Origin of the sequence: Bradyrhizobium sp. sBnM-33 (assembly GCF_032917945.1) — a bacterium.
In the GTDB taxonomy this organism is placed as follows: Bacteria; Pseudomonadota; Alphaproteobacteria; order Rhizobiales; family Xanthobacteraceae; genus Bradyrhizobium.
Map to the genome: position 1 here is coordinate 986605 of NZ_CP136624.1, position 14673 is coordinate 1001277.

At 62.5% G+C, this 14673-nt stretch carries 14 protein-coding genes; 12 read left to right on the plus strand and 2 right to left on the minus strand.

Annotated features, from left to right (window positions below):
• Positions 1-111 precede the first annotated feature (111 nt).
• Positions 112-2028 (minus strand): adenylyl-sulfate kinase, encoded by a 1917-nt coding sequence (gene cysC, locus RX328_RS04630; RefSeq protein WP_213248460.1) that lies wholly within the window; start codon positions 2026-2028, stop codon positions 112-114.
• 24 nt (positions 2029-2052) lie between these two features.
• The gene (gene cysD, locus RX328_RS04635; protein ID WP_213248832.1) at positions 2053-2847 is read right to left on the minus strand and encodes a sulfate adenylyltransferase subunit CysD; all 795 of its coding nucleotides are present in this window, start codon (positions 2845-2847) and stop codon (positions 2053-2055) included.
• Positions 2848-3100: 253 nt separating this feature from the next.
• On the opposite strand from cysD, the gene cysG reads away from it, so the two are divergent.
• From cysG to RX328_RS04695, 12 genes are all read left to right on the plus strand, one after another.
• On the plus strand, positions 3101-4537 hold the full coding sequence (cysG, locus tag RX328_RS04640; protein ID WP_213248458.1) for a siroheme synthase CysG: 1437 nt from the start codon (positions 3101-3103) through the stop codon (positions 4535-4537).
• On the plus strand, positions 4534-4845 hold the full coding sequence (locus tag RX328_RS04645) for a DUF2849 domain-containing protein (protein ID WP_213248456.1): 312 nt from the start codon (positions 4534-4536) through the stop codon (positions 4843-4845). The genes cysG and RX328_RS04645 overlap by 4 nt, the downstream gene beginning before the upstream one ends.
• Before the next feature lie 12 nt (positions 4846-4857).
• Positions 4858-6513: a nitrite/sulfite reductase gene (locus RX328_RS04650; protein WP_213248454.1), complete on the plus strand. Its 1656-nt coding sequence runs from the start codon at positions 4858-4860 to the stop codon at positions 6511-6513.
• Positions 6500-7015 carry a DUF934 domain-containing protein gene (locus tag RX328_RS04655; protein ID WP_213248452.1) on the plus strand — a complete coding sequence of 172 codons (516 nt, stop codon included), beginning with the start codon at positions 6500-6502 and terminating at the stop codon, positions 7013-7015. Before RX328_RS04650 ends, RX328_RS04655 begins: the two co-directional genes overlap by 14 nt.
• Positions 7016-7017: 2 nt before the next feature.
• Positions 7018-7740 (plus strand): phosphoadenylyl-sulfate reductase, encoded by a 723-nt coding sequence (locus RX328_RS04660; protein ID WP_213248831.1) that lies wholly within the window; start codon positions 7018-7020, stop codon positions 7738-7740.
• Between the two features lie 137 nt (positions 7741-7877).
• Positions 7878-8867 carry a sulfate ABC transporter substrate-binding protein gene (locus RX328_RS04665; RefSeq protein WP_213248450.1) on the plus strand — a complete coding sequence of 330 codons (990 nt, stop codon included), beginning with the start codon at positions 7878-7880 and terminating at the stop codon, positions 8865-8867.
• Between the two features lie 90 nt (positions 8868-8957).
• A complete protein-coding gene (cysT, locus tag RX328_RS04670) occupies positions 8958-9743 on the plus strand; it encodes a sulfate ABC transporter permease subunit CysT (RefSeq protein ID WP_249726171.1) in 786 nt (261 codons plus the stop codon).
• A 16-nt stretch (positions 9744-9759) separates the two neighbouring features.
• Positions 9760-10728, plus strand: a complete 969-nt coding sequence (gene cysW / locus RX328_RS04675; protein WP_249726170.1) for a sulfate ABC transporter permease subunit CysW — start codon at positions 9760-9762, stop codon at positions 10726-10728.
• Positions 10718-11767, plus strand: a complete 1050-nt coding sequence (locus RX328_RS04680; protein ID WP_213248446.1) for a sulfate/molybdate ABC transporter ATP-binding protein — start codon at positions 10718-10720, stop codon at positions 11765-11767. Before cysW ends, RX328_RS04680 begins: the two co-directional genes overlap by 11 nt.
• Positions 11768-11974: 207 nt before the next feature.
• On the plus strand, positions 11975-12472 hold the full coding sequence (locus RX328_RS04685; RefSeq protein WP_213248444.1) for a CAP domain-containing protein: 498 nt from the start codon (positions 11975-11977) through the stop codon (positions 12470-12472).
• Between the two features lie 135 nt (positions 12473-12607).
• Entirely contained in the window at positions 12608-13783 is a 1176-nt protein-coding gene (locus RX328_RS04690) for a DUF3734 domain-containing protein (RefSeq protein WP_213248442.1), read from the plus strand.
• A gap of 5 nt (positions 13784-13788) precedes the next feature.
• On the plus strand, positions 13789-14577 hold the full coding sequence (locus RX328_RS04695) for a 3-hydroxybutyrate dehydrogenase (protein WP_213248440.1): 789 nt from the start codon (positions 13789-13791) through the stop codon (positions 14575-14577).
• Positions 14578-14673 lie beyond the last annotated feature (96 nt).

Here is a 14673-nt window from a genome sequence, read left to right on the forward strand (position 1 = left end):
GGCGTTCAAACGCAGTTTTCGGAGTGAAAACAGCAAAAAGCGCGCCAAAAAAGGCAGCGTTGGCCGCCCTTTTAGCCCTAAAGCCGGGTCGATGAGAAGGCCCCAAAAGGCCTAGATGTTCGCCGCCAAATCCACCAGTTCGTCGAACAGAATGCCAGTCTCCGCCAGCATTCGCTCGATTTCGTCGGTCGCGTCCGAAACTGTCTTGGCCGAGGTGTCGATGCGCAGCTCCGCCTGGACCGGCGGCTGGTAGTCATTGCCGATGCCGGTGAAGGCCTGCAACGTGCCGGCGCGCGCCTTGGCGTAGTGGCCTTTGGGGTCGCGGCTCTCGCAGACTTCCGCCGGCGTCGCGACGTAGATCTCGCGGAACGAGATGTCGGCGATCCGGCGCGCGGCGGCGCGATCGTCCGCCGATGGCGAGACCGCCGCGACGACAGCGATGTGGCCGTTGCGCGCCAGATGCGTTGCGACTTCCGCGAGCCGACGGATGTTTTCGGTGCGGTCCTGCGCCGAGAAACCGAGATCGCCGTTGAGGCCGGCGCGCAGCGTGTCGCCATCTAGCAGGATGGGCGAACCGCCGCGCGAAAACAGCCGTCGCTCGAGTGCGCGTGCCAGTGTCGATTTGCCCGAACCCGGCAAGCCGGTCAGCCAGATCACCGCGCCATTGTGATGGTAGCGCGCCGAGCGCTCTTCGGGACGCAATGCGGATTCCACCGGCACGATGTCGATCGGAACGGCGCGCTGTCCGGCGTCGACCGACAGCACGAGGCCGCCGCCGGCGATGCGGCCATTGACCTCGATTACCAGCCGACCGGTGCGCGAATTTTCCTGATAGGAGTCGGCCGCGATCGGCTGCGCCAGCGAGATGTCGATTTCGCCGACATGATTGCGCGCGATCGCCGTGGTCTCCTCGTTGGAGAGTTCACCGGGATCAACCGCCTTCTCGATCGCCACCACGCTGGCGCGGGTTTCCCGCGTGCCGAGGCGGATCAGGATCTGGTCGCCCTTCGACAGCGGCTTGTCGTGCAGCCAGAAAATGCGGGCACGAATTCGCCGCGTATCGCGCGGGCTCGCGCCGGAATGGGCGATGACATCGCCGCGCTCGATGAACAATTCGCGGTCGAGCGTGATGCCGACCGAGCGGCCGGCGCCGTGGCTGCCCTTGAGCGGTGTCACCGGCCAGCTCTCCACCGTCTTGATCTTCGCGATCTTGCCGGCGGGCATGATGACGATTTCATCGCCCGCACTCAGTAGTCCGGACTCGATGCGACCCGCAACAATGCGGCGATCGTCGAACTTGTAGATCGCCTGCACCGGCAGTCTGAGCGCCAGTTGCTCCAACGGCCGCGCCGGCTCGAGCGCATCGAGCGCTTCGACGACGGTTGGTCCCTGATACCAGCCGATCCGTGGCGTCTGCTCCGCAACGCCGTCGCCGTCGCGCGCGGAAATCGGAATCACAGCCGAGGGCGTCACGCCAAGGCCGGTCAGATGCGCCGAAATCTCGTCGCTAATCTCCTTGAAGCGATCCGCGCTGAAGTCAACGCGGTCCATCTTGTTGACGACGATCGCGACCTGCTTGATGCCCAACAGATGCAAGAGATAGCCGTGACGCCGGGTCTGGTCGCGCACGCCTTCCAGCGCGTCGATGATCAGCACCGCGCCGTCGGCCTGCGAGGCTCCGGTGATCATGTTGCGCAGGAACTCGGCATGGCCGGGCGCGTCGATCAGCACGACGTCGCGCGAGCGGGTGCGGAAGCGGATTTGCGTGGTGTCGATGGTGATGCCCTGATCGCGCTCCGTCTGCAGCGCATCGAGCAGGAACGACCATTCGAACGGCATGCCGCGCCGTGCGCTGACGGCTTTGAGCATCTCCAGCTTGCCCTCGGGCAGGCTGCCGGTCTCATGCAGCAAGCGGCCGACCAAAGTGGATTTGCCGTGATCGACGTGGCCGACGATGACGATGCGGACTTGCGGGCGGGTGGTGCCGTTCGGTGTTGCCGAAACGCTGGCAGGCAGGATCATGTTCATCGCAACGCTCACAGCAAGTGTCCGTTAGAGATAGCCGGCGACGCGCAGCCGCTCGAACGCATCTTCGGTTTCGTGATCGAGCGCACGGCCGGCGCGCTCCGGCACCTTTGTGCCGTCGAGCTCGGCGAGGATCTCGTCGATGTTGGAGGCGGTCGACGCCACCGGATTGGTGATGTCCTGATCGCCCAGCGAGCGATAGCGCTTGCCATCCTTCGAAAGATACAGCGGGATGATCGGAATATTTTCGCGCTTGGTGTAGGCCCAGATGTCGGCCTCGGTCCAATGCAGGATCGGGTGAACGCGAAGATGTGCGCCTTGCGGCACTGATGCGTTGAACTGATCCCAGAACTCCGGGGGCTGGTCGCGCACATCCCAGCCGCCTTCGAGCCCGCGCGGCGAGAACACGCGCTCCTTGGCGCGCGTCGCCTCTTCATCGCGGCGAATGCCGGCGATCAATCCGTCAAAACCATATTTGGTTAGCGCCCACTTCAGTCCTTCAGTCTTGCGGGCGGCAGAACGCGCGGCCGGCGGCAAGGTTGGATCGACCGCGTCGATCGGCGGGCAGGGCTCGACCTTCAGATCCAGATCCCACTCTTGTCCGAAGCGGTCGCGGAATGCATACATCTCCGGAAATTTCTTGCCGGTATCGACATGCAATGCCGGAAACGGCACGCGGCCGAAGAAGGCTTTGCGCGCCAGCCAGATCATCACATTGGAATCTTTTCCGAGCGACCACAGCAGCGCGAGTTTTTTCAACCGCGCGAACGCCTCGCGCAGAATGTAGATGCTCTGCGCCTCGAGCTCGTCGAGATGATCCATCGAAGGCGGCGGCAGCCGTCCGTCAGCGATAATTTTTTCGACGGCGGAGCCGTTCGGGCGATCAGCGCCACGCAGACGGTCTTTTGCAGAGTTGGAGTTGAGAAGATGCATCTCTGGGCCTTGGCCTTGGGGGGCGAAAATTCTATAGTTGCGATGCAATAGAGAAGTAATAATTTTCTCTTTGCGGGCGCTGAACGAGACATATATAGAAAATAATTCCAGTCAACCCCGAAGTGGGGGAAGCGAGTTTCGCATGCGATTTCTGCCCGTGTTTCTCGATCTGCAAAGCGGCGTGGTGCTGCTCGTCGGAGCCGGCGACCTTGTCCGCGCGAAGCTGCGCCTCTTGGCATCGGCCGGCGCAAACATTCGCTGGTATGCGACCGACGGCAGCCATGACGTTTCGGGGCTCGATGCGACCGCTGCCGCGCGGATCGAACGCGCAACAGGCGATCCGCTCACGGCTGATCTTGCGGGCGTCATCGCGGTGCTCTGCGCCGGCGCCGGTGATATCGGCGTTGCGATGTCAGTGCGCGCGAAAGCAGTCGGCCTGCCCGTCAACGTGATGGACGATCTCGCGCATTCCACGTTCATCTTTCCCGCGATTGTTGATCGCGGCGACGTCGTCGTCGCCGTCGGCACCGGCGGTGCATCGCCGGTGGTGGCACGCCGCGTGCGTGAGCGCATCGAAGCGGTGCTGCCGGCGCGCATCGGCGATCTCGCGTCCTTCATCGGCAGCTTTCGCAAATCGATGCACGCGCGCATTCCCGAATTCGCGTTGCGCCGCCGCTTCTGGGAGCGCGTGATCGACGGCCCGATCGGTGCGCTCGTGCTGGCCGGGCGCAAGAGCGAGGCTGAAAAAGCGCTGAACGAAATCACTGATCCCTCCGCGTTTGCCGGCGCGAGCAAGGACGGCAAGGCCGAGGGCAGGGTGACGCTGGTCGGCGCGGGGCCGGGCGATCCGGATCTGCTCACCATCAAGGCGCTGCGCGCGCTGCAGGATGCCGACGTGGTTTTCTACGACGAGCTGGTGTCGCCGGAAATTCTCGATCGCGTGCGCCGCGACGCTTCGCGCGTTCCGGTCGGCCGCCGCGTCGGCAAGCCCGGCATCGGCCAGAATGCGATCAACAAGCTGCTTATCGAGGCTGCCAGGGCTGGACAGCGCGCGGTGCGGCTGAAGGGCGGCGATCCCTTCATCTTCGGCCGCGGCGGCGAGGAAATCGAAGTGCTGCGCGCCGCCGGCGTTGCCTATTCGGTGGTGCCGGGCATCACCGCAGGCCTCGGCGCTGCCGCGCAATTCGAAGCGCCGCTGACCTTCAGGCGTGAGGCGCTGCGCATTACTTTCCTGACCGCCCACAAGGCAAAGGATGCCGAAGCCGTCGACTGGTCGGTGCTGACAGACAAGAAGATGACCATCGTGGTCTATATGGGCATGACCGCCGCACCGTCAGTCCGTGCAGGCCTGTTGGCTGCCGGCCGGTTGCCGCAAACGCCCGTCGGCGTGTTCGCGCGGGTGACGCGGCCGGATGCGCAGGCCGTGGTCGGGACGCTCGGAAATCTTCCCGCGCTGGTCGAAAAAATCGATAGCGGCCCCGCCATCCTCATCATCGGCGACGTGGTCGCGCATTCCGCGCCGTGGCGCCAGTCCAACGTCAATCAAGTCATCTCGAAACTATTGGATGCTGCCGAATGACCTCTCCGCTCGAACAGAAGAAAATCAAGATCACGGGGCCATCGGTGGTGACCGCCAATCGCACCTGGGATGGCGTCGTGGTCTACCGGACCGCACAACAGGGTTGGTCGACCGCTCTGTCCGACGCCGCGATCGTGAGCACTTCGGATGATGCGCGTGCGTTGCTCGCCGAAAGCGCTGCCGATGACGTCGGCGCGGTCGGTGCCTATATCGCGCCGGTCGAGCTCAAAGGCGGGGTGGTCAAGCCCGGCAATCTCCGCGAACACATTCGGTCGAAGGGCCTCACCATCGACCTTCTTCCGGCCTGAGGCTGATCCATCATGTACGCATATGACGAACTCGATCGCACGCTGATTAACGAGCGCGTGTCTGAATTCCGCGATCAGGTGAAGCGCCGCCTCTCGGGCGAACTCACCGAGGACGAATTCAAGATGCTGCGGCTGCAGAACGGCGTGTACCTGCAATTGCACGCCTACATGTTCCGCGTCGCGATCCCCTATGGCACGTTGTCGTCGAAGCAGTTGCGCCGGCTCGCGCATGTCGCCCGCCGCTACGACCGCGGCTACGGCCATTTCACCACGCGGCAGAACATCCAGTTCAACTGGATCAAGCTCGCCGAACTGCCCGATGCGTTGGCCGAACTCGCCGAGGTCGGTATCCACGCGATGCAGACCTCCGGCAACAATATGCGCAACGTCACCTCGGACCAGTGGGCCGGCGTCGCGCCCGGCGAGGTCGAGGATCCCCGCATCTGGTCGGAGATCCTGCGCCAGCACACTACGCTGCATCCGGAATTCTCGTTCCTGCCGCGCAAGTTCAAGATCGCGATCACCGCGTCCGAGCACGACCGGGCCGCGATCAAGATCCATGACATCGGGCTGCGCCTGCACAAGAACGCAGACGGCGAAACCGGTTTCGAGGTGCTGGTCGGCGGCGGTCTTGGCCGCACGCCGTTCATCGCCAAGACCATCAAGCCGTTCGTCCACGGCCGCGACATTCTCAGCTATGTCGAGGCGATCCTGCGCGTCTACAACCAGTACGGCCGCCGCGACAACATCTACAAGGCGCGCATCAAGATCCTGGTGCATGAGCTCGGCATCGAGAAGTTCGCGCGTGAGGTCGACGAGGAATGGAGGCAGATGGGTCACAGCGCCCTGACGCTCGACCATCCCGTCATCGAGGAAGTGCGTTCGCGCTTCTCCTATCCGGCTTACGAGAAGCTGCCGCACATGCCGGACGAACTGAAGCAGGCCGCGCATGATCCGCTGTTCGAGCGCTGGCGCAAGAACTCGGTGGCCCCCCACAAGGTGCAGGGCTATTCGATCGTGACGCTGTCGCTGAAGCCGGTGGGCGGCCCGCCCGGCGATGCCACCGCCGACCAGATGGACGCGGTCGCCGATCTCGCCGACAAATACTCCTTCGGCGAAATCCGCGTCGGCCACGAGCAGAACCTGGCGCTGCCGCACGTTGCCAAGCGCGACCTGCCGCAGCTCTGGAAGGCGCTCGACCGTCTCGGGCTCGCCACGCCGAACGTCAATCTGGTCACCGATATCATCGCCTGCCCCGGGCTCGACTACTGCTCGCTGGCCAACGCGCGCTCGATTCCGATCGCACAGGAACTGACCCGCCGTTTCGCCAACCACGACACCGCCGACATGATTGGGCGGCTGCACATCAACATCTCCGGCTGCATCAACGCATGTGGCCATCACCACGTCGGCCATATCGGCATTCTCGGCGTCGAGAAAAACGGCGAGGAATTTTACCAGATCACGATCGGCGGCCGCGCCGACGAAAATGCGCAGATGGGCGTGCTGATCGGGCCGGCCGTCCCCTATGCGGAAGTTGCCGACGTGATCGAAGACATTGTCGAAGCCTATCTCGCGCTGCGCGACCGTCCCGAGGAATTGTTCGTGGACACGGTTAAGCGCCTCGGCGTCGAGCCATTCAAGGAGCGGGTCTATGCCACTCGTTAAGAACGGAAGAATCACCACCGACCTGTTCGTCCATGTTGCCGACGGCGCCGAATTGCCGGGCGACGGAGCGGTCCTCATTTCGGCGGCGCGGTTCCTTGAAGATCCGGAAGCCATTCTCAAGCGCGCCGGCAAAACCGGCGTGATCTGGCCGAACAGTCGCGCCGTCGACGACCTCGTGCCCTATCTCGATCGCTTGGCCGCCGTCGCGCTGGTATTCCCGACCTTCCGCGACGGCCGCGCCTACAGCCAGGCGCGCCTGCTGCGCGAGCGGCATGGCTATGACGGCGAGCTGCGCGCCACCGGCCAAGTGCTGCGCGACCAGTTCGTATTCATGTCGCGCGCCGGTTTCGACGGGTTCGAGGTGAAGAAGGATGCCGACGCCGACGCCTTCGCGGAGACCATGAAGCGCTATTCGGTGTTCTACCAGCCGACCGGCGATGGCCGCGTCACCGCGCTGAACCGGCGGATGCAGTTGCGTCATTCGGAGAGTGCCGGCCAGTGACCATGATCTCACAGCATGCCTTTGCCTTGGCAGCGATCCCTCATTCGGCGCAGACGCTCGACCATAGCTTGCGCGACGCTTCGCCGTCGCATGTCATTGAAACCGCTCTGAAGACCGTCGGCCGCGAGCAGCTTGCGCTGGTGTCGTCGTTCGGCACGGAATCGGCAGCGTTGCTCAAGGTGATGGCCGATGTCGATCCCGCGATTCCCGTGATCTTTCTCGACACCGGATGGTTATTCGAGGAAACGCTCGCTTATCGCGATACGCTAATCGCGACGCTAGGCCTTCGCGACGTTCGCTCGATCAAGCCCTTGGAAGAAGCGCTCTCGCGCCAGGATCCCGATCGCGAATTGTGGTTTTCCGATCCGGACGCCTGCTGCCGTATCCGTAAAGTAGAGCCGCTGGCGCGGGCGCTCAAGCCGTTCTCGGCCTGGATCAACGGGCGCAAGCGGTTTCAGGGCGGCGCCCGCGCCGAAATTCCCGTCGTCGAGGAAGACGGAGCGAGGCTGAAATTCAATCCGTTCGCCAATGTGTCGCGCGAGGAGATCGAAGCGATCTACAAGCTCGCCAAATTGCCGCCGCATCCGCTGTTCGCCTCGGGCTACTTGTCGGTCGGGTGCATGCCGTGTTCGAGCCGGACCGCGCCGGACGAGGACGCCCGGGCCGGCCGCTGGCGCGGCAGGCCCAAGACGGAATGCGGCATCCATACGATGAAGACTTCGTAGAGTCCGGACTTCATAGGACAACGAAGCTGCGGAACCGCAAACAATGAAATGCAGTTTCGTTGACTAAGCGGCCTTTCGTCGCGACTTATGCGTTCGTGATTGATGATATTCTTCATCAAGCTGAATGGAGATCAACGATGATCCGTCGCATTCTGCCGCTTGCTGCCGGATTGCTCTGGGCGAGTTCGGCCTTCGCTGCCGATTACACATTGCTCAACGTGTCCTACGATCCGACGCGCGAGCTCTACGCCGATTTCAACAAGGCATTCGTCGCGGCCTATCAGAAAGAAACCGGCAAGAGCGTCGAGATCAAGCAGTCGCATGGCGGCTCGGGCTCGCAGGCGCGCGCGGTAATCGACGGGCTGCAGGCCGACGTCGTCACGCTGGCGCTGGCCTATGACATCGACGCCATCGCCGCGAAGGGGTTGGTGGCGCCGGACTGGCAGAAGCGGCTGTCGCTCAATGCGTCACCCTACACCTCCACGATCGTGTTCCTGGTGCGCAAGGGCAATCCCAAGGCGATCAAGGATTGGGACGATCTGATCAAGCCCGGCGTGCAGGTGATTACGCCGAACCCGAAAACCTCGGGCGGCGCGCGCTGGAATTACCTGGCGGCCTGGGGCTTTGCCGAAAAGAAATTCGGTTCGCTCGACAAAGCAAAGAACTTCGTCGCCGATCTCTTCAAGAACGTTCCGGTGCTCGATACCGGCGCGCGCGGCTCGACGGTAACCTTCGTCGAGCGCGGGGTCGGCGACGTGCTGCTGGCATGGGAGAACGAGGCGTTCCTGGCTCAGCGCGAATTCGGCAAGGACAAGTTCGAGATCGTAGCGCCGCCGCTGTCGATCCTCGCCGAGCCGCCGGTGGCGGTCGTCGACAAGGTTGCCGACAAAAAAGGCACTCGTGCCGTCGCCGAGGCCTACCTGAAGTATTGGTACACCAAGCAAGGTCAGGAAATAGCCGCGCGCAATTCCTATCGTGCGCGCGATTCCGAAATCGCCAAGGAATACGAAAAATCTTTCGCCAAGGTCGAACTTTTCACGATCGACGACGTTTTTGGTGGTTGGACCAAGGCGCAGAAAGATCACTTCGGCGAAGGCGGCATTTTCGACCAAATTTACAAGAATTGATCTGGCCAACGGCCAGCCGTAGCGGAAGCAGGGGGATTTGTGAGCACAGCGGTCGCACGGCGCACGAGCTTGCCCGGGTTCGGTCTGACCATGGGCCTGACCCTGACGTGGCTCTCCGTCATCATCCTCATTCCCCTCGCCGGCCTGTTCCTCAAGACGCTCGAGCTTTCACCCGGGCAGTTCTGGGAAATTCTCACCAGCCGCCGCACGCTGAATGCGCTGAAGATTTCGTTCGGTCTCTCCTTTGCCGCGGCCTGCGTCAACCTGGTGATGGGCACCATCATCGTATGGGCGCTGGTGCGCTACCGCTTTCCGGGCCGACGGCTGTTCGACGCGATCGTTGACATACCTTTTGCGCTGCCGACCGCGGTGGCGGGTGTGGCGCTGACGCAATTGTTCGCACAGAAGGGATGGCTCGGGGCGCCGCTGGCTGAGCTCGGCATCAAAGTGGCGTTCACGCCGATCGGGATATTCATCGCGATGGTATTCATCGGCATTCCCTTCGTGGTGCGAACGGTGCAGCCCGTCCTGATCGATCTCGATCCGGAAATCGAGGAAGCGGCCGCAAGCCTCGGCGCCAACCGCTGGCACACGGTTTTCCGTGTGATTTTGCCGAGCCTGATTCCGGCGCTGCTGACCGGGTTTGCGCTGGCGTTCGCGCGCGCGGTCGGCGAGTATGGCTCGGTGATCTTCATCGCCGGCAACCTGCCGAATGTGTCGGAGATCGCGCCACTGCTGATCGTGATCCGGTTGTCCGAATTCCGTTACGCCGATGCGACGGCGATTGCCGTCGTCATGCTGCTGGCTTCGTTCGTGATCATCTTCGCCGTCAATCGCCTGCAACGCTGGGCACAAACCCGCATTCCCGCGCGTTGAGAGCCGATCGATGTCGATGCAAACGAACGTTGTGACTCAGGCGACGCCGCTGAAGGCCTACGCGTCAACGGCGGGCGTTGCCATTTCCCCGCCGTCGCGCCACGAGGCGCGCGAACGTCCGCGGACGATTGCTTCGTCCAAGGACCTGCGAAGCGAGCCCGGGCCGGTCCGCTTCGTCATCATCGCGCTTGCCGTCAGCTTCCTCACCATCTTTGTCGTGCTGCCTTTGGTCGTGGTGTTCGCATCGGCCTTGTCGAAAGGTTTCGGCACCTATTTCGCCGCACTGGCCGAGCCGGAGGCGCTGTCGGCAATCCGGCTGACCCTGCTGGTGGCGGCAATTTCGGTTGGTCTCAATCTGCTGTTCGGGGTGATCGCGGCCTGGGCGATTGCAAAGTTCGATTTCCGCGGCAAAACCTTCCTGGTCACGCTGATCGACCTGCCATTCTCGGTTAGTCCGGTCATTTCGGGCCTCGTCTTTGTGCTGCTGTTCGGCGCGCAGGGCTATTGGGGCACCTGGCTGCAGGCGCACAACATCCATATTCTGTTCGCCGTGCCGGGCATTGCGCTCGCCACCATCTTCGTGACGTTTCCGTTTGTGGCCCGTTCACTGATCCCGCTGATGCAGGAGCAGGGCACACAGGAGGAGGAGGCGGCGATCTCGCTGGGAGCGTCAGGCCTGCAGACTTTCTTCCGCGTCACTCTGCCCAATATCAAATGGGGCCTGCTATATGGCGTACTGCTGTGCAATGCGCGCGCCATGGGTGAATTCGGTGCGGTTTCGGTGGTATCGGGCCATATTCGCGGCGAGACCAATACCATGCCGCTACTGGTCGAAATCCTCTATAATGAGTATCAGTTCGTAGCTTCGTTTGCGATTGCCTCGCTGCTCGCTATGCTGGCCCTGATCACGCTTGTCGTGAAGACCGTTCTCGAACGGCGTCTGGACGAAGGACAAACCCCAAGGGACGATTCAAGTGACCATTGAAGTCAAAAATATCGTCAAGAAGTTCGGCGCATTCGCAGCCCTCGACAATGTCGATCTGAAAGTCGGCAAGGGCGAATTGCTGGCGCTGCTCGGCCCGTCCGGTTCGGGCAAGACGACGCTGTTGCGCATCATTGCAGGCCTAGACTGGCCCGACGCCGGCGAGGTGCGGATCGATGGTGAGGATGCACTCGGTCACGGCGCCAGCGAGCGCCATGTCGGATTCGTGTTTCAGCATTACGCGCTGTTCCGCCACATGACCGTGTTCGAGAACGTCGCCTTTGGTCTGCGCGTGCAGCCGCGTGCCGTCCGCAAGGACGAGGCCACGATCCGCGCCCGCGTCAAGGAATTGCTCGACCTCGTGCAACTCGACTGGCTGGCGAACCGCTATCCGAGCCAATTGTCCGGTGGCCAGCGTCAGCGCATTGCACTCGCCCGCGCGCTCGCGATCGAGCCGCGCATCCTCTTGCTGGATGAGCCCTTCGGCGCGCTCGATGCAAAGGTGCGGAAAGAACTGCGGCAATGGCTGCGTTCGCTGCATTCTGAAATCCACGTCACCTCGATCTTCGTCACCCACGACCAGGAGGAGGCGCTGGAAGTCGCCAACCGCGTAGTGGTGATGGACAAGGGCCGCATCGAACAGATCGGCACGCCCGGCGATGTCTATGACAATCCCGCAACCGCCTTCGTTCACGGCTTCATCGGCGAATCCATCGTGCTGCCGGTGGAGGTCTCAGGCGGCTCGGTGCGGCTCGGCGGCCGGCCGCTCAATATCGCCGCCGACGGCGCAGCCTCCGGCGCCTCAAAGCTGTTCGTCCGTCGCCACGACATGCAGATCGGCCCGGCCGGAACCGGCTCTTTGGAGGGGGCGGTGCGCCATGTCCGCTCGTTCGGCCCGATCCAGCGGGCGGAGATCGCCTTGACGGGCGGCGAGGGCAAGACCGTGATCGAGATCGATGCCCCCCGGGACCGGGAACTCCAGGCCGGCGAAATCATCAGCCTGCAACCTCGCCGCTACCGTATCTTTGCCGCCCAAGAGTGATTTCGCGTAGCCCGGGTGAAGCGCAGCGCACCCCGGGGCTCCTTCCACGCGGATGGGCTGCCCCGGATTGCGCTCCGCTCCATCCGGGCTACGAACCACGATTTCCGCGGCCGGTCTGCCTCTAATCGCCCCCCGTTCACCATTCAGCCACTGTTGGTATGCAACAAGCGGCCATCCAGGCTTAGGGATTCTCGGGGGATTCTTTCAGTGAAACGGGCGACCACCGCCATTATCGGCCTATTGCTGCTTGCCGGCTGCTCGGCAGACGTCAAGATTCCGGAACAGCCGGCCATGTATCTCGACATGGCCCAACCCGGCGCCACGCTCGACCCTGTGGCGGCGGCGATCCTGATCTCGCAATATCGCCAGAACAACGGCCTCGGCGTCGTCGTAGTCGATCCCGAGCTGATCAAGCTCGCCGAGCAGCAGTCGCAGGCGATGGCGGCCCGCAACAAGATGGATCACAATGTGAAGGGCCCGCTGGAGAAGCGGCTGGGGGCCTCAGGCTATCCGGCGAAGCTTGCGGTCGAGAATATCTCGGCCGGCTATCACACGATGGCGGAAGCCTTTTCCGGCTGGCGCGACTCGCCGCCGCATAAGGCCAATATGCTCAAGAACGGTGTCACAAAATTGGGCATCGCGGCGGTTTATGATCCAAACACCAAGTATAAGGTGTTCTGGACGCTCATCCTTGCATCAACCTGAAGCAACTCCGGATACGGGCTTCGAGGTCTCACAAAACGATAAACTGGGCGTGATCCTTGCTTCGATCTTGCCTGATTGACGCCGTCGCGAACTCTCGCCACGGTGCCCCCCATTGTCCACTAGCCGACGGTCACGATGGATCATTCCGATACCGCGCCGGCAACCACGCCCGCGATGGCGCAGCGTGTGCTGGTCCTGCAAGGCGGCGGCGCGCTCGGCTCCTACCAAGCGGGTGCTTTTCAGGCGCTGTGCCGCTCGGGGTTCGAACCTGAATGGATCGCGGGCATTTCGATCGGCTCCGTCAATGCCGCGATCATTGCCGGCAACGAAGGCGAAAAGCGCGTCGATCGGCTGAAGGAATTTTGGGAGATGGTGTCATCTCCGGTGCCGTGGAAGCCTGTCGCGCCAGGCGACCGCGCGCGCTCGCTGTTCAACGAGACCAGCGCCGCGCTGATTGCGACCTTCGGCGTACCGGGCTTCTTCACACCGCGCATTCCGCCTGCCCCTTTGTGGCCGCCGGGTACCCCGCAATCGCAGAGCTATTACGACACCGCGCCGCTGAAGAAAACGCTCGAGAAGCTGGTCGACTTCGACCGCATCAACGATCTGAAGACGCGGCTCAGCGTCGGTGCGGTCGGCGTAACTTCGGGCAACCTGAAATATTTCGACAATTTCGAGCTCAGGAAGCTCAGCAAAAAGATGGGCCCGGAGCACATCATGGCCTCCGGCGCGCTGCCGCCCGGCTTCCCTTCCATCGAGATCGACGGCGAGCACTATTGGGACGGCGGCATCGCTTCCAACACGCCGCTCGATTACGTGCTGGGCGCAGAAACCAACCGCGATCTCCTGATCTTCCAGGTCGATCTGTTCAGCGCGCGCGGCGAATTGCCGACGTCGTTGCTGGAAGCTGCTGAGCGCGAAAAAGATATCCGCTATTCCAGCCGCACCCGCATGGCTACCGATAAGAACAAGCAGGTGCACAATGCTCGGAAGGCGCTGCGCGAATTGCTTGGAAAATTGCCCGATGATCTCAAGAACGATCCGTCGGTGGCAGTTCTCTGCAACGCGGCCGAGGAAAACACCGTCACCGTGGTGCATCTGATTTACAAGAGCAAGAACTACGAAACTTCATCCAAGGATTACGACTTTTCGCATGTCGCCATGGTCGAACACTGGAACGCAGGCGTCCGCGACGTTCATCTGTCGATGCGTCACAAGGATGTGCTGGAGCGTCCGCAATCCGGCCAGACCATGACGGCCTACGATATGACGAGGGATGTTTGGAAGACCGCCGCAGGCAAGCAGGAGTGAATGGAATGGGTACGTTGAAAGGCAAGACCGCTGTCGTGACCGGCTCGACAAGCGGCATCGGATTGGCTTACGCGCGCGCTTTTGCCGCCGCGGGCGCTAACGTTGTGCTCAACGGCATGGGCGTGCCGGCCGATATCGAGCGCGAGCGTTCCGGCATCGAGACCGACTTCAAGGTCCGCGCGGTGCACTCGCCCGCCGACATGACCAAGCCCCCCGAGATTGCCGAAATGATCGCGCTTGGCGAGAAGACGTTTGGTTCGGTCGATATCCTCGTCAACAATGCCGGCATTCAGTTCGTGTCACCGATCGAGGAGTTTCCGCCCGAGAAGTGGGAAGCCATTATCGCCATCAACCTGTCGTCGGCGTTCTACGGCATCCGTGCCGCAGTCCCCGGCATGAAGAAGCGCGGCTGGGGCCGTATCATCAACACGGCTTCCGCGCATTCGTTGGTGGCGTCGCCGTTCAAGGCGGCCTATGTCTCGGCCAAGCACGGCATTGCCGGTCTCACCAAGACGGTGGCGCTGGAGCTTGCGACGTTCAAGATCACCTGCAACTGCATCAGCCCCGGTTATGTCTGGACACCGCTGGTGGAGAAGCAGATTCCCGAGACCATGAAGGCGCGCAACCTGACCAAAGAGCAGGTCATCAACGACGTGTTGCTGCAGGCGCAGCCAACCAAGGAGTTCGTGACGTCGGAGCAAGTCGCAGCCCTTGCGCTGTTCCTGTGCAGCGACGATGCTGCCCAGATCACCGGCGCCAATCTATCGATCGATGGCGGTTGGACCGCGGCATAGGCAGTCGCAAGCAGGCCCGGGAAGTGCGCCTAGAGCCCGGTTCTGATTGAATCAGAACCGGGCTCTAGACTTTTGCTTTGACGCGTTTTCTTGACG

Excerpts from the sequence above, each read along its gene's own strand:
- RX328_RS04655 (WP_213248452.1), top strand. The coding sequence starts at position 6,500 with ATGCCACTCGTTAAGAACGGAAGAATCACCACCGACCTGTTCGTCCAT.
- cysW (WP_249726170.1), top strand. The coding sequence starts at position 9,760 with ATGCAAACGAACGTTGTGACTCAGGCGACGCCGCTGAAGGCCTACGCG.
- cysC (WP_213248460.1), bottom strand. The coding sequence starts at position 2,028 with ATGAACATGATCCTGCCTGCCAGCGTTTCGGCAACACCGAACGGCACC.
- RX328_RS04695 (WP_213248440.1), top strand. The coding sequence starts at position 13,789 with ATGGGTACGTTGAAAGGCAAGACCGCTGTCGTGACCGGCTCGACAAGC.
- RX328_RS04645 (WP_213248456.1), top strand. The coding sequence starts at position 4,534 with ATGACCTCTCCGCTCGAACAGAAGAAAATCAAGATCACGGGGCCATCG.
- RX328_RS04660 (WP_213248831.1), top strand. The coding sequence starts at position 7,018 with ATGATCTCACAGCATGCCTTTGCCTTGGCAGCGATCCCTCATTCGGCG.
- cysD (WP_213248832.1), bottom strand. The coding sequence starts at position 2,847 with ATGGATCATCTCGACGAGCTCGAGGCGCAGAGCATCTACATTCTGCGC.
- cysT (WP_249726171.1), top strand. The coding sequence starts at position 8,958 with ATGGGCCTGACCCTGACGTGGCTCTCCGTCATCATCCTCATTCCCCTC.
- RX328_RS04650 (WP_213248454.1), top strand. The coding sequence starts at position 4,858 with ATGTACGCATATGACGAACTCGATCGCACGCTGATTAACGAGCGCGTG.
- cysG (WP_213248458.1), top strand. The coding sequence starts at position 3,101 with ATGCGATTTCTGCCCGTGTTTCTCGATCTGCAAAGCGGCGTGGTGCTG.
- RX328_RS04665 (WP_213248450.1), top strand. The coding sequence starts at position 7,878 with ATGATCCGTCGCATTCTGCCGCTTGCTGCCGGATTGCTCTGGGCGAGT.
- RX328_RS04690 (WP_213248442.1), top strand. The coding sequence starts at position 12,608 with ATGGATCATTCCGATACCGCGCCGGCAACCACGCCCGCGATGGCGCAG.